23 protein-coding genes are annotated in these 15,192 nt (G+C 57.2%); 10 read left to right on the forward strand and 13 right to left on the reverse strand.

The window, feature by feature from the left end; translation table 11 throughout:
* Positions 1-9: 9 nt before the first annotated feature.
* A complete protein-coding gene (rplS, locus tag C1J03_RS02600) occupies positions 10-393 on the reverse strand; it encodes a 50S ribosomal protein L19 (RefSeq protein ID WP_114883391.1) in 384 nt (127 codons plus the stop codon).
* 298 nt (positions 394-691) lie between these two features.
* On the opposite strand from rplS, the gene C1J03_RS02605 reads away from it, so the two are divergent.
* The gene (locus C1J03_RS02605) at positions 692-1,135 is read left to right on the forward strand and encodes a carboxymuconolactone decarboxylase family protein (protein ID WP_114883392.1); all 444 of its coding nucleotides are present in this window, start codon (positions 692-694) and stop codon (positions 1,133-1,135) included.
* Positions 1,136-1,186: 51 nt separating this feature from the next.
* Here the strand turns inward: C1J03_RS02605 and trmD are convergent, their stop codons facing one another.
* The 10 genes from trmD to ffh form a co-directional block, all read right to left on the reverse strand.
* Positions 1,187-1,978 carry a tRNA (guanosine(37)-N1)-methyltransferase TrmD gene (gene trmD / locus C1J03_RS02610; RefSeq protein ID WP_114883393.1) on the reverse strand — a complete coding sequence of 264 codons (792 nt, stop codon included), beginning with the start codon at positions 1,976-1,978 and terminating at the stop codon, positions 1,187-1,189.
* Entirely contained in the window at positions 1,975-2,763 is a 789-nt protein-coding gene (locus tag C1J03_RS02615; protein ID WP_114883394.1) for a hypothetical protein, read from the reverse strand. Before C1J03_RS02615 ends, trmD begins: the two co-directional genes overlap by 4 nt.
* Positions 2,763-3,545, reverse strand: a complete 783-nt coding sequence (locus C1J03_RS02620) for a hypothetical protein (protein ID WP_114883395.1) — start codon at positions 3,543-3,545, stop codon at positions 2,763-2,765. Before C1J03_RS02620 ends, C1J03_RS02615 begins: the two co-directional genes overlap by 1 nt.
* A 1-nt stretch (position 3,546) precedes the next feature.
* On the reverse strand, positions 3,547-4,077 hold the full coding sequence (gene rimM, locus C1J03_RS02625; RefSeq protein WP_114883396.1) for a ribosome maturation factor RimM: 531 nt from the start codon (positions 4,075-4,077) through the stop codon (positions 3,547-3,549).
* Positions 4,074-4,223 (reverse strand): hypothetical protein, encoded by a 150-nt coding sequence (locus C1J03_RS25530; protein WP_174234433.1) that lies wholly within the window; start codon positions 4,221-4,223, stop codon positions 4,074-4,076. The genes rimM and C1J03_RS25530 overlap by 4 nt, the downstream gene beginning before the upstream one ends.
* Positions 4,223-4,852, reverse strand: a complete 630-nt coding sequence (gene bluB, locus C1J03_RS02630) for a 5,6-dimethylbenzimidazole synthase (RefSeq protein ID WP_114883397.1) — start codon at positions 4,850-4,852, stop codon at positions 4,223-4,225. Before bluB ends, C1J03_RS25530 begins: the two co-directional genes overlap by 1 nt.
* 18 nt (positions 4,853-4,870) lie before the next feature.
* The gene (gene rpsP, locus C1J03_RS02635) at positions 4,871-5,287 is read right to left on the reverse strand and encodes a 30S ribosomal protein S16 (RefSeq protein ID WP_114883398.1); all 417 of its coding nucleotides are present in this window, start codon (positions 5,285-5,287) and stop codon (positions 4,871-4,873) included.
* Positions 5,288-5,335: 48 nt separating this feature from the next.
* A complete protein-coding gene (locus C1J03_RS02640) occupies positions 5,336-5,632 on the reverse strand; it encodes a chorismate mutase (RefSeq protein WP_114883399.1) in 297 nt (98 codons plus the stop codon).
* 100 nt (positions 5,633-5,732) lie between these two features.
* The gene (locus C1J03_RS02645; protein ID WP_114883400.1) at positions 5,733-6,254 is read right to left on the reverse strand and encodes a GNAT family N-acetyltransferase; all 522 of its coding nucleotides are present in this window, start codon (positions 6,252-6,254) and stop codon (positions 5,733-5,735) included.
* On the reverse strand, positions 6,251-7,747 hold the full coding sequence (ffh, locus tag C1J03_RS02650; protein WP_114883401.1) for a signal recognition particle protein: 1,497 nt from the start codon (positions 7,745-7,747) through the stop codon (positions 6,251-6,253). The genes C1J03_RS02645 and ffh overlap by 4 nt, the downstream gene beginning before the upstream one ends.
* Positions 7,748-8,013: 266 nt before the next feature.
* Here ffh and C1J03_RS02655 point away from each other — a divergent pair, with 266 nt between their 5' ends.
* Both C1J03_RS02655 and C1J03_RS02660 read left to right on the forward strand, forming a co-directional pair.
* Positions 8,014-8,892, forward strand: coding sequence for a LysR family transcriptional regulator (locus C1J03_RS02655; RefSeq protein ID WP_114883402.1), 879 nt, complete (start codon positions 8,014-8,016; stop codon positions 8,890-8,892).
* Positions 8,889-9,773, forward strand: coding sequence for a DMT family transporter (locus C1J03_RS02660; protein WP_114883403.1), 885 nt, complete (start codon positions 8,889-8,891; stop codon positions 9,771-9,773). Before C1J03_RS02655 ends, C1J03_RS02660 begins: the two co-directional genes overlap by 4 nt.
* Positions 9,774-9,977: 204 nt before the next feature.
* Here the strand turns inward: C1J03_RS02660 and C1J03_RS02665 are convergent, their stop codons facing one another.
* Positions 9,978-10,337: an ArsR/SmtB family transcription factor gene (locus C1J03_RS02665; RefSeq protein ID WP_114883404.1), complete on the reverse strand. Its 360-nt coding sequence runs from the start codon at positions 10,335-10,337 to the stop codon at positions 9,978-9,980.
* A 215-nt stretch (positions 10,338-10,552) separates the two neighbouring features.
* On the opposite strand from C1J03_RS02665, the gene C1J03_RS02670 reads away from it, so the two are divergent.
* The 6 genes from C1J03_RS02670 (at position 10,553) to C1J03_RS02695 (ending at position 13,809) form a co-directional block, all read left to right on the forward strand.
* A complete protein-coding gene (locus C1J03_RS02670) occupies positions 10,553-10,882 on the forward strand; it encodes an AtpZ/AtpI family protein (RefSeq protein ID WP_114883405.1) in 330 nt (109 codons plus the stop codon).
* 1 nt (position 10,883) lies between these two features.
* Entirely contained in the window at positions 10,884-11,648 is a 765-nt protein-coding gene (locus C1J03_RS02675; protein WP_114883407.1) for a F0F1 ATP synthase subunit A, read from the forward strand.
* 67 nt (positions 11,649-11,715) lie between these two features.
* Complete coding sequence (locus C1J03_RS02680) at positions 11,716-11,940, forward strand: F0F1 ATP synthase subunit C (RefSeq protein ID WP_011567586.1); 225 nt, start codon at positions 11,716-11,718, stop codon at positions 11,938-11,940.
* 85 nt (positions 11,941-12,025) lie between these two features.
* Positions 12,026-12,592, forward strand: coding sequence for a F0F1 ATP synthase subunit B' (locus C1J03_RS02685; RefSeq protein ID WP_114883409.1), 567 nt, complete (start codon positions 12,026-12,028; stop codon positions 12,590-12,592).
* A gap of 2 nt (positions 12,593-12,594) precedes the next feature.
* Complete coding sequence (locus tag C1J03_RS02690) at positions 12,595-13,155, forward strand: F0F1 ATP synthase subunit B (RefSeq protein ID WP_114883411.1); 561 nt, start codon at positions 12,595-12,597, stop codon at positions 13,153-13,155.
* Between the two features lie 195 nt (positions 13,156-13,350).
* A complete protein-coding gene (locus tag C1J03_RS02695; protein WP_441351126.1) occupies positions 13,351-13,809 on the forward strand; it encodes a tRNA (cytidine(34)-2'-O)-methyltransferase in 459 nt (152 codons plus the stop codon).
* A 67-nt stretch (positions 13,810-13,876) separates the two neighbouring features.
* Here C1J03_RS02695 and C1J03_RS02700 read toward each other — a convergent pair whose 3' ends face one another.
* A complete protein-coding gene (locus C1J03_RS02700) occupies positions 13,877-14,644 on the reverse strand; it encodes a FadR/GntR family transcriptional regulator (RefSeq protein ID WP_114883416.1) in 768 nt (255 codons plus the stop codon).
* Between the two features lie 112 nt (positions 14,645-14,756).
* On the opposite strand from C1J03_RS02700, the gene C1J03_RS02705 reads away from it, so the two are divergent.
* A complete protein-coding gene (locus C1J03_RS02705; RefSeq protein ID WP_254694162.1) occupies positions 14,757-15,158 on the forward strand; it encodes a hypothetical protein in 402 nt (133 codons plus the stop codon).
* Positions 15,159-15,192 lie beyond the last annotated feature (34 nt).

The following is a 15,192-nucleotide window of genomic DNA, read 5'->3' on the forward strand; positions in this document are numbered from 1 at the left end:
GTTCGCTCCTTACGCTTTGTCAGCCGCTTTAGGCTTATAGCCTGTGTTTTCAACGATCCGCGCGGATTTACCACGACGGCTGCGCAAATAATAAAGCTTGGCACGACGCACACGGCCGCGGCGGACCACGGTGATGCTGTCGATGTTGGTCGAATGCAGTGGGAACACACGTTCCACGCCTTCGCCAAAGGAAATCTTGCGAACGCAGAAGGAGCCAGAAATGCCGTGGCCGTTGTTGCGTGCAATGCACACACCTTCGTAGTTCTGCACACGGGTACGTGTGCCTTCGGTGACTCTAAAGCCGACCCGGATGGTGTCTCCGGCGCGGAAGTCAGGGATGTCTTTCCCCAGTTCGGCGATTTGTTCCGCCTCGATCTGTGCAATCAGGTTCATCTGACGCGTCTCCTATGATGCTCGCGGTTTGGCCCACGAAGTTGTTTGCGATCCAAGAGCTTCGGCTTTTTTGAAGGGCCTGCCGCAGCAGCCCACCGGAGATAGCATCAACGTTGCTTTGTTTTGCGCTGTGCAAACAGCACAAAGGTCCGGGGCCACGAATGTGATTCCAGACAAACGGGGGTATAGGGGGGTTATAGCGGCGGATCAAGGGGGAGGTGGGCGGTCTGGTTATTGTCCAAACTGGCCAATAATTGGTGGAACGCGCATAGTGGTTCAAACCGCAGGGAGTAAGACAATGATTGAGCGCATCGATTACGTTTCGATAAATGGCCCCGCCATCGCCAGCATGGCAAAAGCCAAGAACCACATGCCCTCGATCGATGAGAAACTTAGAGCGATTATCGAACTGCGCGTTTCTCAGATCAATGGATGCGTTTACTGCGTGGACCTACACACCACACAGGCAAGAAGCGCAGGCGAAACCCAGCAAAGGCTCGATTGCCTTGCCGTTTGGCAAGAATGTCCATTCTTTGATGAGGTTGAGAAAGCGGCTCTTTCTTGGGCCGAAGCTGTCACTTTGATCTCGGAATATGGTGCGCCAGATGATTTATTTGCGACCCTGTCAGCCCACTTCTCAGAGCAACAAGTCGTAGATTTGACTCTGATCATTTCGCAGATGAACGCTTGGAACCGACTGGCGATCAGCTTTGGCCACTTGCCTGATCAGCGAACTGAATGAGATTGTGAGAACGGTTGGATGGTCTGAATGCCAGTCAGCCAAGCCCCTCACTTAGTCCGCATCCCCACGTTTAACCCATAAATCGGGCCTACGCTCTTTGGTCAGCGTCTCGGACATTTTGCGGCGCCATTTGGCGATTTCGGCGTGGTTGCCAGACATAAGCACCGGGGGAATGGCACGGCCCTGCCATTCGGCGGGTTTAGTGTATTGTGGATGCTCCAGCAGCCCTGCGGAGTGGCTTTCTTCAACCGTGCTCTCTGCATTGCCCAGCACGCCGGGCAGCAGACGGACGGTGGCGTCGATCATCGCTTGTGCTGCCAGCTCGCCTCCCGTCATCACAAAATCGCCTAGGCTGATTTCGGTGATGCCGTAGCGTTCGATCACCCGCTCATCCACCCCTTCAAATCGCCCGCACAGCATGGTGACGCCCGCACAGCCCGACAAATCACGTGCCATCGCCTGATCAAACCGGCGACCGCGCGGCGACATATACAGGATCGGCCAGCGCCCGACGGCATTTGCTTGGGCGGCCTCAATCGCGGGGCCAACCACATCGGCGCGCAACACCATGCCAGCGCCGCCCCCGGCGGGCGTGTCATCGACATTGCGGTGCTTGGTTAACCCATAGGAACGCAGATCATGTGCGTGCAGCTGCCAACGCCCCTCGTTCAGCGCGCGTCCGGTAAGGCTGGCCCCAAGGACACCGGGAAACAGCTCCGGGAACAGGGTGATAACATGGGCCTGCCAAACCCCGGCGTAATCAGGGGTGTCTTGCATCAACTCGCGCGGTTTCAGAGTTGGAACGACGCGCTGGCGGCCGTGTGATTTGGTCGGGCTGGTCATGTTTGTTCAGCCTTTGAAAGGATCGCCTGTTTGGCCACCTTGCGTTTTTCACGGTCTTCGATGGTACGGTTGGCCTCAATTAGGGCAGCCAGGACGTCATCGCCTTGGCGCGCATTCGCACTGTGAACCGGGATCAGATCAGAACGCAGATTGGGTGGGATATCGCACAAATTCAGCAATGGATCTGCGGGACCGAGGGGGCTGTCTTGGCACGCCTCCAAACGGGCGTGATGCACAGGGCAGGGCATACGGCTGGTGATCTGTGAGACCATATCATCCAGATCAGCAGCCCCCGCATATCGCTCGACAAATGCGTCGTAGCTCAGCGTCATCGAAGAGGCTTTGACATGCTCCCAGTAGGCGGATGGAAGCCAAGCATCGGGGTCTCGCGTCGACAGGTACACCAAAAATTCGGTGTCTGGATACGCGGCTTTGGCACTTTGCCAAAAGGTGTAGAGCAAGATGGGGGCCGCTGAATAATCCGCAAGATCGCCGCGACCCGGCAGATGCCCGGCGAGCTCCTCTGCAGAGATCACCAATGTACGGCGCGGCATGCCGTGGAGCCCTGCAAGCAACGCCTCAAAGCGAAGCTGTGCTTTCGTCAACGTGATCGGATCGCGCCAGGTGGAATAGCCGCGCGTGGCGTGGATGAGGTCTTTCATCTGCCCGCGCAGGCGCAAGGCGACGTGCTTTTTCAGCGCTTTGCGGTTCTCGCGCAGAGTTGCCTGAATGGTGCTGGTGCCGGTTTTGTGGAACCCAGCATGCAGGACAATCCGGCGCGGCATCAGGTGCGCCCCCGCAGAAGGGATTGCTTGGCTTCGCGTAGGGCTGCTGCTGGCAAATCGGAGCGGTTTAGCTCCAGTAATTTTGCGCGCATTCTGGCGGCGGTCTTAGGGGATTGCGTTTGTTTGATTTCCAACTCTGCGCGCCGCGAGTCCGGGACGCCCGCAAGATCAAGGATAGCGTCCGCGAGGCCCAAAGGGCGTTTCGCGTGGTCTTCGATCGCGGCAGAGGTCACCCGATAACGCGGGAGCGCCTCGTCTATTTTGGTGATCGCTGCGGGGAAATCAGCAGCTGTTTTGAACCTACGCATGTAGTCGCGTAAATCCAGCGGCAGCCGCGAGTTGCGTAAGTGTTGGTCATAGGACCGGTGTAGCCACGCATCGGGCTGACGGGTGGTAATGAAAAACAGGAGCTCATCGCGGGGCAAAGTTGCCAAGAAGGCCGATGCGATGGCTTGCATCAGCTTGGGTACAGCGCCGTATCCATGCAGGCCGCGCCGCCCGGGCATGTGGCCACTGATATCCCTAGAGGTGATAACGATGGTCTGGGCGGTTTCAGAGGCCAAAGATTCCGCAAGCGCTGTGGCCTCATATTTGACCAAGTCCAGATCAAAATCCTCGCGGGTCTCGGAGTAGTTGCGCGCCATATCACAGAGCGCTTCCATGCCTGGGCGCAGCACGAGCCGAATGTCGGGGCGCAAGATGTGGCGGTTGGCGCGAAGGGTTTCTTGAAGGCCGGTGGTGCCGGTTTTGTGGAACCCTGGATGGATGATGATCCGCCGCATCTTAGCTTTCCGCCGTATCCGGTAGAATCCCGTCTGGTGGGTCGGCGACCAGCCGTCCGCTGGCCAGATCAACCGTGGGCACGCCAGCCTTTGTGAAGGGCAGGAACACGGTTGCGGACCCGCCGACCAGTTGGAGTTCCAGCAAGTCATCGGCCCCGTGGTTTTGCACGGTTTTCACATGGCCAAGAAGCGTGCCACCCGTGTCATGCACCGCGAGTCCAATCAGGTCTGCGTGGTAGAATTCATCGTCGGGCAGTGACGGCAATTGTTCCCGGCGCGCATAAAGTTGGACGCCTTGCAATGCGTCGGCTTCCTCTTTTGTCGCCACATCAGCGATGCGCACGACAAAACCGTTCTTTACTGGGCGCAGCAATGCGAGGGAGAACGATCGTTTGCCGTCTTGGGTCGTTAGGGGGCTATAGGTCTCAATGTCTTCGGGCGTGGCGCAAAAGCTCTTTACCCGCAATTCACCGCGTACGCCGTAGGAACCCGAGATTCCACCGACGCAGACAAGTTCAGATTCGGCACTCATTGCAACAACTCCGAGCCAACACAGATTGAGCCGGTCCAGTCGCCTGCACCTGAGCGACATTCAATGCGCATTTGGCTGCGTTCGTACCAGATGCCGATTGCGATTCCGGCGGAGATGGGCAGGGCCATAAATATTAGGCGGATCATTAGCGTGTCTCAATATGAAGGGCGGGGGCGCGAACCTCCCAGCCTTTGGTTTCCAATTCTGGTGTCACCGATACATCCTTGGGCCAGCCAAGGCAAAGGTAAGCGACAAGTCTCCATTCTTTGGGTGCATCCAGATCACGGCTTAGGCGCACAGGATCAAGCACCGAGACCCAACCGATCCCAACCCCTTGCGCGCGGGCGGCCAGCCACATCAGAGTGATCGCCCCGACAACGGAATAACGCCGCATTTCGGGCATGGATTGCGCCCCGAGGCCGGCACCTTTGGCTGTTGCCTCATCGCAATAGATTGCAAGCTGTTCAGGGGCTTCGCGCATTCCTGCAAGTTTCAGGGACGCATAAAGCGCTGCCTTATCACCGGCGTAGCCTGCCAGCGCTTGCTCATTGGCTTGGGTGAAATTCTCAAGGGCTGCGGCGCGGGCCTCAGGCGAGGTGACGCGCAGGATGCGCCATGGTTCCGACAGGCCCACAGAAGGGGCCAGCGACATGGCATCAAGACAGCTGCTGAGAAGGGTGGGGTCCACTGGGTCGGTGGAGAAGTGGCGCACGTCGCGGCGCCAGCGCATCAAGTCGTGCAGCCCGGCACGGAATTCATCGGAAAACTGATCCATGCCGGGCTTGCTTTTCGCTTACTCTGCAGCCGCTTCTGTTGCGGGGGCTTCCTCAGCAGGAGCCTCTTCTGCAGGGGCAGCAGCGGCTTCGGCAGCTGCTGTGGCTTTGGCGGCTTTCTCTTCTACGCGGTCCGTAGCTTTCTTGCCGGGTGTGCCCTTCTTAGGGTTGCTACGCTCGGTTTTCTCTTTGATGCCAGCAGCTTCGAGCATGCGGGAAATCCGGTCCGTAGGCTGTGCGCCTTGGTCGAGCCAGTACTGAACGCGCTCAACGTTCATTTTCACGCGATCTTCGCTGTCTTTTGCCAGCAGGGGTGAATATGTACCCAGCTTTTCAATGAAGCGACCGTCGCGGGGCATGCGGCTGTCGGCTGCAACGATGCGGTAAAATGGGCGCTTCTTGGAGCCGCCGCGGGCGAGACGAATTTTCATGGCCATGGTGTGTAGTCCTTTTTTCGGTGTTTGGAGGTGGGGTCGAACCCCGCCTTACGATTGGTGTTTTTTGTGGTGCTGAATGACTTCAGCGATGATGAAGTTCAGGAACTTCTTGGCGAATTCGGGATCGAGGTGAGCCTCTTTCGCCAAATCTTCTAGCCGTGCGATCTGATCCGCTTCGCGGTTGGGATCGGACGGGGGAAGGTCGTGTTCGGCTTTGAGTTTCCCCACAGCCTGAGTGTGTTGGAAACGCTCGCCTAAGGTATAGACGAGGATCGCATCGAGCCTGTCGATGGAGGCGCGGTGGCCTTTGAGGACATCCGCCGCGAGGGAAACTGGATCGGTCATAGGACCCTCCGAAAGCTATAATTCGGGGCTGTGGCATCCGTACACAAACCGTGCACAACCTGTGCACCGCAACGGTGCATCATTTGAAATAGACTGTGGATCATGACAGCCGCTCCCGTGGCAGCAAAAAAACATCCCGTGTGACGCCGTCTGGGAATGTTTCGTGCCGGTCCAGGCGACCGCCAAGTCGCAAGGCAAGCTTGCGGGCGGGCAGGTTCTCGTCGCGCATGTGGGTCTCTACGCGGCGCCAGCCCAGATCGTCATAGCCCCACGCGATAACAGCAAGGCTTGCTTCGGTGGCGACGCCCGTGCCGCGGGCCTGAGGCAAAAGCCACCACGTCAATTCATGTGACGGCCAATCGTCGGGGTGACACAGCCCCGCACCGCCAAGTACCGCACCGCTGGCTTTGTCGCAAAGCAGGAACATGCCAAAGCCTTTGTCGTGCCAATGCGCGATGTCCCGGTCCAAAATGGCCGAAACTTCATCTGCGCTACGATTGCCGCGATAGCCGCCAACTTTGAGGTCAGACACATCGTAAAACGAGGTGTAGGCAGGCAAGTCTTCCTGCTGCGGCGCGCGCAAAGTCAGGCGGTCCGTTTCTATGAGAGGTGCAGGTGTCACTTCTTTTTCCCAAAACCGGAAAGGCCGGGGGGCAGACCCATGCCGCTACCCATACCGCCTAGGCTACCGCCCATCTGTTTGGCCGCGGCTTCCAGCGCTTTTGGATCCATTTGCGATGGATCCATGCCGCCGGGCATACCGCCTTTGCCCATCATGCCCTTCATGGCCTGTTTGAGCATGCCACCTTTGCCCATTTTGCCCATCTTCTTCATCATGTCGGACATCTGGCGGTGCATTTTCATCAGCTTGTTCAGATCGCTGACTTCCATGCCGGCACCGCGCGCGATGCGTTTCTTGCGAGAGGCCTGCAGAAGCTGCGGGTTGGCGCGTTCTTTTTTGGTCATCGATTGGATAAGCGCGATTTGCTGTTTGAGGATCTTGTCGTCAAGGCCAGCATCTTCGACCTTTTTGGCCATCTTACCCATGCCGGGCATCATGCCCATCATGCCTTGCATGCCGCCCATCTTGATCATCTGCTCAAGCTGCATCTTGAGGTCGTTCATGTTGAACTGACCTTTGGCCATGCGGCGCATCATCTTTTCGGCTTGCTCGGCCTCGATGGTTTCTTGGGCCTTTTCGACAAGCGCGACGATATCGCCCATGCCAAGGATACGGCCCGCGATACGCTCAGGCTCGAAGGTCTCGAGCGCGTCCATCTTTTCGCCCAAGCCGACGAACTTGATCGGCTTGCCCGTAACCGCACGCATGGAAAGTGCCGCACCACCGCGTCCGTCGCCATCCATCCGGGTCAATACAACACCGGTGATGCCGATGCGGTCGTTGAAGTTTTCGGCTGTCTGCACGGCGTCTTGACCGGTAAGGCCGTCCACCACCAGCAGCGTTTCGCGCGGGGTGGCGACGTCGCGCACGGCTTCGACTTGGGCCATCAGCTCTTCGTCGATTGAAAGGCGACCGGCGGTATCGAGCATATAGACGTCATATCCGCCCATGGCCGCTTGCGTCTTGGCGCGTTTGGCGATGGCAACGGGGTTCTCGCCTTTGACGATCGGCAAGGTGTCGACACCGATTTGCACGCCAAGAATTGCGAGTTGTTCCATCGCCGCCGGGCGGTTCACGTCGAGTGAGGCCATCAGTACGCGCTTGCCGTCACGTTCTTTGAGACGTTTTGCGAGCTTGGCGGTGGTTGTTGTTTTACCGCCGCCCTGCAGGCCAACCATCAAGATCGGCGCGGGCGGGTTGTCAATCTTGAGGTTACCGGGCTCGCCTTCGCCCTTGAGGACATCGATGAGCGTGTCATGCACGATCTTGACGACTTGCTGGCCGGGCGTGATGGATTTGGTGACCGCTTGACCGGTGGCTTTTTCTTGGACGGCTTTAACGAAATCGCGGGCAACGGGCAGTGATACGTCAGCCTCGAGCAGGGCCACGCGAACCTCGCGGAGCGCAGTTTTCACATCCTCTTCGGACAGGGCACCCTGCTTGGTGAGGCGATCAAAGACGCCTGATAGGCGCTCGGATAGATTTTCAAACATGGGCACATGGCCTTTTCTTACGGGGCTACAGGATGATCCCTATGTAGGGGCCTGCGCAGAATACACAAATGCCCCAGTGGGCGCGACGCGCTGACTGGGGGCGATCCTGACGTCGTGCCAGGACCGGAAGGCATTGCTTCCGGGGTTGTGGCTGCGTTTAGGACTGGCATCGCTGCGAGTCAAGTGGGAGCAAGATTGCCCTTGCGTTTACGAACGAAGCCGACACTATCGGGACGCTATGTTCGCTGATGCACAGGAGAGCGCGCTTGGACAACTGGGACGAGATCCGAACTGCCTATCAGGTGGCCCGCTTGGGGACCGTCAGCGGCGCGGCCGAGGTTCTTGGCGTACACCATGCGACGGTGATCCGCCATATCGATGCATTGGAAACGCGGCTGAGCGTGAAGCTGTTTCAGCGCCATGCGCGGGGCTACACAGCCACAGAGGCGGGCGAGGATTTGTTGCGGGTCGCGCAAACAACGGATGATCAATTTGGTCAGCTGGTGGGGCGCATCAAGGGGCGTGGCACGGATGTATCGGGTGAGATCGTCGTGACGTCACTTGTGATGCTTGCTACCAAAGTCGCTCCTTTGTTGGCGGCGTTTCAGGCGGCCCATCCGAATGTTGTTATCCGCTACCTGACCGGGGATCGGTTGTTTCGCCTCGAATATGGAGAGGCACATCTGGCGATCCGCGCAGGGCCTGCGCCGGATCAGCCTGACAATGTAATCCAACCGCTGGCGGATCAGGAAATCGGGCTTTATGCCAGTAAAGACTATGTCGCAGCGCATGGCATACCGGCTAGCCCCGAAGAGTATGCGACCCACAGGTTTGTTGGGCATGATGACGCGAAAAACCGAGCACCACATTTCCAGTGGATGGCGCGCGAAGTGCCTCGTGAGCGCGTAACTTACCGCAGTTTGGATTACCGGGCCATGATGCACGCCATTATTACCGGTGCGGGGATGGGGTTCATGGCCAAGGAGGACGGGCAAGCACATCCTAATTTGGTCGAGATATATGCGCCGAGAGAAGAGTGGTCCGCACCCCTGTGGCTGGTCACGCATGTCGATTTGCACCGGACCAGCAAGGTTCAGGCCCTGGTCAAATTTTTCAAAGAGCAATCAAAAGGCGGATTGCTTTGAGCCCACAACTGCTTGGGCATCTGGCGATGCTGGCGTTCTCTGCCCTTGTGGCGGGGTCCTTTTCGCTGGGATCGCTGGTGGCCAATGACATAGCACCCGCTGCATTGAATGCAGTGCGGTTTGTGTTGGCAGCGGCGGTGATCGGGGCTGTTATTGTTGGGCGTGGCGGGGGTATTCCGCCAGGCTCGTTCAAAGCACCTTGGCGTTATGCAGTGCTGGGAGGGCTCTTCGGATTCTACTTTGTGATGATGTTCGAGGGCCTAAAGACAGCGCCACCTGTGCGCGCGGCTGCTGTGTTTACGCTGGTGCCTATCATGGTCGCGGGCATTGCTTGGCTTTTGCTGCATCAGCGCACGACGCGGCGGATGGCGCTGGCGCTTGGCATTGGTGGGGCTGGCGCACTTTGGGTGATTTTTCGGGCCGATCTGGGCGCATTGTTGGCCTTTGATATCGGACGTGGTGAGGCGATTTATTTCGTCGGGTGTATTAGTCATGCGATTTACACACCCATGGTCCGCAAGCTGAACCGAGGTGAGCCTTTGTTGGTGTTTGTCTTTGGTACGTTAGTCGCCGGGGCGGTGCTGCTCTCGCTGGCAGGTTGGCGTGATATCATTGCGACGGATTGGCAGGGCCTGAGCGCGCTGGTTTGGATTACGATCCTCTATACCGCTCTGGCGGCGACGGCGATCACCACGTTTCTTGTGCAATTCGCCGCGTTGGGTCTGCCGTCAGCCAAGGTGATGGCCTACACGTACCTGACCCCAAGCTGGGTGATTGTCTGGCAAATAATGTTAGGCGGAGCTGTGCCGGGACCTTTGGTGTTCGGCGGTGTTGCGCTGACGGTTCTTGCTTTGTGGCTGTTGTTGCGTGACGAGGCTTAGACTGTCGCCAGATGGATGGATGTCCCGCGATTGCGAACCGATCTGCGGTCTTTGGGATGTTCACTGTCCTATAGTTTGAAAAATGAGGGGACAGCAGATGCGCGGCATTATCTACCTGGTTGGCCTTGTGGTGGTCGTGATGTTGATTGTGAATTTCTCGCTGTAGGGCGGATCGAGAAAAGCCGGTACGAACGGGGGCTGTCGTTATCCCTTCGCGTTTGTTCGCGCCGCGGGTGTGCTTGGATCTGGCAATTCGGCCTTCAGGAAGCGTTCAAAGGCATCAAGGTTCACGGGTTCGAATTGACCAAAGCCCTGCATCCAAGTGCTGGCAGAGCGCATCGCATCTGGTTCAAGCTTACACCATTTGACCCTGCCGCGTTTTTCCTGACTGATCAGGCCTGCATTGCTTAAGACGGTAAGGTGCTTTGAGATCGCGGCGAGAGACATCTCGAATGGATCGGCTACGTCAGTCACGGCCATATCGTCTTCGAGTAGCATCGCAAGGATCGCGCGCCGGGTCGGGTCGCCAAGGGCTGCGAAAACGGTATCCAATGCGTTACTCATGGGGCTGTGTTTTTATCAAGCAGACGGGATCGTCAACCAAAAGGTTGAATATCAACCTTTGGGTTATTAACGCAATTTAGTGGCATTGGTTGCTTGATCACTTCGGGAATATCATTTTATATTAGTTAGTTACGCTGCTTTTTACCACAGTTGACTCTGTTGGGGCGTCCCAGTAGCTACTGACCTCAAGATATCCCAATTGGGGGCGCGGTACTATGGATCCAGAAAGCCAAGAGAAGCTTCGGCAACTCGATGCACGGATCAAGGTTGCCAAGGGTGCGCAAGCTCCTAAGCCTCGAGTGGATGAACATTATTCTCAAGCGCAGCATGCTTGGCGGATGGTGATAGAACTTGTAGCCGGTCTTGGGATCGGTTTCGGAATTGGATACGGTCTGGATCTGCTGTTTGGCACCCTTCCGATATTCATGGTGATATTTGTGATGCTGGGTCTCGCCGCGGGGATCAAGACGATGCTCCGCTCGGCACAAGAGATGCAGCGACAGAAGATGGCTGAAGAGGCCGAAAAATTGGATGAGGGAGCCTGAAATGGCGACAGAGGCAAGCGGCGCAGAGACAGGCGGTCTGGTATTTCACCCGATGGATCAGTTCATCGTAAAGCCGTTCTTTGGCGATGGTCCCGTACATTGGTACACCATCACAAACGCAACGGTTTGGACCGGTCTTGCCGTTCTGGCCGTGTTTGTTCTGTTGGTATTTTTCATGCCCAAAGGTGGCGGTGCTAGCGTTCCGACGCGGATGCAATCAGTTGCTGAATTGGCGTATGGCTTTGTCTATAAGATGGTCGAAGACATCTGCGGCAAAGAAGGCCTCAAGTACTTCCCCTACATCATGACGCTGTTTATGTTCATCGTCTGCGCGAACTTCCTTGGTTTGATCCCAACCGCCTTTACGCCCACGTCCCACTTTGCGGTGACGGTTGTAATGGCGATGGCAGTCTTTTTGACTGTCACGATCCTCGGCTTTGTTAAAAACGGCACGGCATTCTTGGCTCTTTTCTGGGTCGCTTCTGCGCCTCTGGCATTGCGTCCAATCTTGGCCATCATCGAGTTGATCTCGTATTTCGTGCGCCCGGTTAGCCACTCCATTCGTCTGGCGGGCAACGTTATGGCGGGCCACGCGGTGATTAAGGTTTTCGCAGGTTTTGCGGCAATCGCGGTCATCAGCCCAGTTTCGGTCGTCGCTATCACGGCCATGTACGGTCTGGAGGTCCTCGTGTCCTTCATTCAGGCCTACGTCTTTACCATCCTGACATGCGTGTATCTCAAAGACGCTCTGCATCCAGGTCACTAACGAACGAAACAACGGTGGGCGAGGTCGCTCACCAACTCAATAACTTCCAACGTATAGGAGAATTCTCATGGAAGGCGAACTCGCACATATCGGCGCAGGTCTGGCAGCAATCGGTTCCGGCGCAGCCGCAATCGGGGTTGGCAATGTTGCTGGCAACTATCTGGCAGGCGCTCTGCGCAACCCGTCCGCTGCGGCATCGCAGACAGCGACACTTTTCATCGGCATCGCTTTTGCAGAAGCACTTGGGATCTTCGCATTCCTCGTCGCCCTCCTGCTGATGTTCGCCGTCTAAGCGTCACGACGACTATCCTTACGCTTTGGGCGGTGCGCAGTTTGCGCTCCGCCCTTAGGATTGCCCGTTCTGACAGGAGGCCGCTATGGCAACTGAGACCACACAAGGCGATGGCCTAGCCGATGCAATCGGTGTAGCCGAGCATTCAGCTGATGCAGCACCCGGCATGCCGCAGCTGGCTTTCGAGACATGGGGCAACCAGATTTTCTGGCTGGTTGTCGCGCTTGTTGCGATCTATTTCATCCTGTCCCGCGTGGCTTTGCCCCGTATCTCCGCCGTATTGGCAGAGCGTCAGGGCGCAATTTCAAATGACATCGCAGCTGCCGAAGACCTCAAGGTCAAAGCGCATGAGGCAGAAGCGACTTACGACAAGGCGCTGGTTGATGCCCGCGCCGAGGCGCAGCTTATCATGGCCGAAATGAAAAATGACATCCAGGCAGATCTCGACATTGAGATCGCCAAAGCGGATGCCGAAATTGCCGCCAAAGCTGCTGAAGCGGAAAAGGCAATTGCCGACATTCGCGCCAACGCGCTTGAGAATGTGAAAGTTGTCGCCAAGGATACCGCGAAAGAGATTCTGGCGGCTCTAGGTGGCAAAGCAGATGCCAAGACGATTACTGCAGCTGTTACCGCCCGGATGAAAGGACAATGACCATGCGTCTGACCCTGACCGCCACAATGGCCGCCTTTGTGACCAGCCCAGCACTTGCTGCTGGCGACCGCTTCTTCTCGCTGGCCAACACCGATTTTGTTGTGCTGCTGGCGTTCCTTTTGTTCATCGCGGTCCTGTTTTACTTCAAGGTTCCCGGGATGGTCGCTGGCATGCTGGACAAGCGTGCTGAGGGGATCACCACCGAGTTGGAGGAAGCCCGCGCACTGCGTGAAGAAGCACAGAGCATTTTCGTGAGCTACAAGCAAAAGCTCAAGGAAGTTGACGAGAAAGCAGCACGCATTGTTGCCTCCGCCAAGGAAGAAGCGCTTGCCGCTGCAGAACTTGCGCGTGAAGCCGAAGCCAAATCGCGTGTACGCCGTATGGCTGCCGCTGAAGAGCAGATTGCGTCTGCTCAAGCTGCCGCTGTCAAAGAAGTTCGCGACCAAGCGGCGACAATCGCCGTGGCTGTTGCACGCGAAGTGATCGCCAAGCAGATGACGGCCGCTGATGGCAACAAGCTGATCGACGCCGCGATTGCGGATGTGGATGCCAAGCTGCACTAAGCTGATGCGATATTGAAATTCCTAAGGCCCCGGTTTTGCGACCGGGGCTTTTTCTTTGGGCGGGTGACTGGGTTCTTTTGACCCGCAAAGTTGCCGTTGTTAAGGGCCCCTTAGTCTGGTTAACAGAATGCCAGCGACAGGACGGTCCTGCGCCCGCGACTTAGAAAGCCCACATATCTTATGTCTGATCCGTGCATGAAGCTCGTCTTGGTGACACCCGAAATTCCGTATAATACCGGAGCGATCGGGCGGACCTGCGTGGCGCTCAATATGGAGTTGATCCTGATCAAACCCTACGGATTTTCACTCGATGAAAAGGCTGTGCGGCGGGCCGGGACGGATTACTGGAAGCATGTCAATCTGTGCGAGTATGACAACTGGCAAGACTTTATGGATGATCGAAAGCCACCGCGTGACGGCCTGTATTTCTTTGAAGAACACGGTGCGCAGAGCGTTTACGCGCCCGAGTATCAAAAGGACGCGTATTTGGTTTTCGGATGTGAGTCCGCGGGTTTGCCGGCCTCAATACTAAAGGGCAATGATGATAGAATATTCCACCTGCCAATGATCAGCCCACTTGTCCGATCACTGAACTTGGCAAACGTTGCTACAGCCGTCGTTTATCAAGCCATGCGTACACAACTCGGCGGTTGAAGGCTGCTGTTGGGGGGAACGTGGGTAAAGCCTGCAGTTGACCGCAAGGTCCATACCTATCCTCGTGTCACCCTTCCGTTTCGTGATCTAGCCGTTGCAGCGCTATGCCCTCGTGGCGTTGTGCCATTTGTTGGTCGCGCAGGGCAGTTTCCACAAAGCTAAGATGCGCCTCGACTGCGGTGCGTGCACCTGCCGCGTCGCGGGCCTGAAGGGCGTCATTGATGGCACGGTGTTGGTCCAGCAAGGTGCTGCGGGTCGTGCTTTGGCTGAACATGACCTTCCGATTGTAAAACACGCCACCGCGCAGCAGTTCGTACATGGAGCGCATCATATGCAGCATCACGACGTTATGGCTGGCTTCGATTATGGCCATGTGAAACTGCGCATCTAGGGTGGCTTCTTCGTCCGAGGCACGCTTGGCATGTGCGGCCTCCATCTTGGCAAAGACGGCGGCAACAACTTTGAGGTCGGTATCAGAGCCAAGCCGTGCAGCACGATCTGCGGCCAGACCTTCGAGGTCTCGGCGAAAAGACAGGTAGTCAAAGACCGCTTCGTCATGGCGGCCAAACAGATCAAGCAAGGCCGGCGAAAAGGCAGAACCCAATACATCGGCGACATACGCTCCGGCACCCGCCCTACTGCTGAGCAGGCCGGTTTCTTGAAGTTGGCCAATCGCGTCGCGCAGTGAAGGGCGTGAGACGCCTAGCCGCTCTGCCAGCTCACGCTCGGACGGCAACCGCTCTCCGGGGCGCAGGATACCGCGCAGGATCAACTCTTCGATCTGGCGCACAACGGCGGCAGACAGCTTTTCAGGGGTGACAGGCCGGAAGGGCATAAGGTGGCTCCTAGTATTGGTCAAATTATATGACCAGACATGCAATACGGCAACGGGGTTTCTGCGTCTTGCGGTAACAGATCGTTAACCTTGTGTGCGCCATGCTGTGACGATGCGATTATTATTCCCGCTCTTGTTGATGATGCTGGGGGCCTGCAACACAGCTGGCCCGCATTTTCGTGGACTGCCCGCAAATACCGTAGTGGTAGACGGCTCTACCTTTGATGTCCGCGTGCGCGGCGAGCTTGCAGAGGCGATCCGCACCAATGGGCAATATGCGCCACGCTTTGGCCCAATCAGAGAAAGCGCAGGTCGCGCGATGGCGCAAGTCAGTGGGTGCAAGGTCAAGAGCGTGCGCGGTGATCAGGCGCAGGCGACGGGGATCTTGGATTGCGGAACAGGAGGGCCACGGGTGCCGAACTATACCGGTGATGTTGAGTGCGTCCCGGTGCGCGGTACTGCGCTACGCGGTATCGGCGAGGTCTTTGCCGACATCGACTGCTCACCGGCATGAATCCGCAATATCTTGTGGATAACATGGCAAGTGA

It is taken from the genome of Sulfitobacter sp. SK012 (assembly GCF_003352085.1).
Classification (GTDB): Bacteria; Pseudomonadota; Alphaproteobacteria; order Rhodobacterales; family Rhodobacteraceae; genus Sulfitobacter.

Bases quoted from the DNA above. Each gene is read 5' to 3' on its own strand.
- trmD (WP_114883393.1), bottom strand. From the start codon at position 1,978: ATGACCAGCCCGACCAAATCACACGGCCGCCAGCGCGTCGTTCCAACT.
- rplS (WP_114883391.1), bottom strand. From the start codon at position 393: ATGAACCTGATTGCACAGATCGAGGCGGAACAAATCGCCGAACTGGGG.
- C1J03_RS02680 (WP_011567586.1), top strand. From the start codon at position 11,716: ATGGAAGGCGAACTCGCACATATCGGCGCAGGTCTGGCAGCAATCGGT.
- rpsP (WP_114883398.1), bottom strand. From the start codon at position 5,287: ATGGCCATGAAAATTCGTCTCGCCCGCGGCGGCTCCAAGAAGCGCCCA.
- bluB (WP_114883397.1), bottom strand. From the start codon at position 4,852: ATGGATCAGTTTTCCGATGAATTCCGTGCCGGGCTGCACGACTTGATG.
- C1J03_RS02640 (WP_114883399.1), bottom strand. From the start codon at position 5,632: ATGACCGATCCAGTTTCCCTCGCGGCGGATGTCCTCAAAGGCCACCGC.
- C1J03_RS02665 (WP_114883404.1), bottom strand. From the start codon at position 10,337: ATGAGTAACGCATTGGATACCGTTTTCGCAGCCCTTGGCGACCCGACC.
- C1J03_RS02605 (WP_114883392.1), top strand. From the start codon at position 692: ATGATTGAGCGCATCGATTACGTTTCGATAAATGGCCCCGCCATCGCC.
- C1J03_RS02615 (WP_114883394.1), bottom strand. From the start codon at position 2,763: ATGCCGCGCCGGATTGTCCTGCATGCTGGGTTCCACAAAACCGGCACC.
- C1J03_RS02670 (WP_114883405.1), top strand. From the start codon at position 10,553: ATGGATCCAGAAAGCCAAGAGAAGCTTCGGCAACTCGATGCACGGATC.
- ffh (WP_114883401.1), bottom strand. From the start codon at position 7,747: ATGTTTGAAAATCTATCCGAGCGCCTATCAGGCGTCTTTGATCGCCTC.
- C1J03_RS02620 (WP_114883395.1), bottom strand. From the start codon at position 3,545: ATGCGGCGGATCATCATCCATCCAGGGTTCCACAAAACCGGCACCACC.
- C1J03_RS02705 (WP_254694162.1), top strand. From the start codon at position 14,757: ATGCGATTATTATTCCCGCTCTTGTTGATGATGCTGGGGGCCTGCAAC.
- C1J03_RS02700 (WP_114883416.1), bottom strand. From the start codon at position 14,644: ATGCCCTTCCGGCCTGTCACCCCTGAAAAGCTGTCTGCCGCCGTTGTG.
- C1J03_RS02685 (WP_114883409.1), top strand. From the start codon at position 12,026: ATGGCAACTGAGACCACACAAGGCGATGGCCTAGCCGATGCAATCGGT.
- C1J03_RS02675 (WP_114883407.1), top strand. From the start codon at position 10,884: ATGGCGACAGAGGCAAGCGGCGCAGAGACAGGCGGTCTGGTATTTCAC.
- rimM (WP_114883396.1), bottom strand. From the start codon at position 4,077: ATGAGTGCCGAATCTGAACTTGTCTGCGTCGGTGGAATCTCGGGTTCC.
- C1J03_RS02690 (WP_114883411.1), top strand. From the start codon at position 12,595: ATGCGTCTGACCCTGACCGCCACAATGGCCGCCTTTGTGACCAGCCCA.
- C1J03_RS25530 (WP_174234433.1), bottom strand. From the start codon at position 4,223: ATGATCCGCCTAATATTTATGGCCCTGCCCATCTCCGCCGGAATCGCA.
- C1J03_RS02695 (WP_441351126.1), top strand. From the start codon at position 13,351: ATGAAGCTCGTCTTGGTGACACCCGAAATTCCGTATAATACCGGAGCG.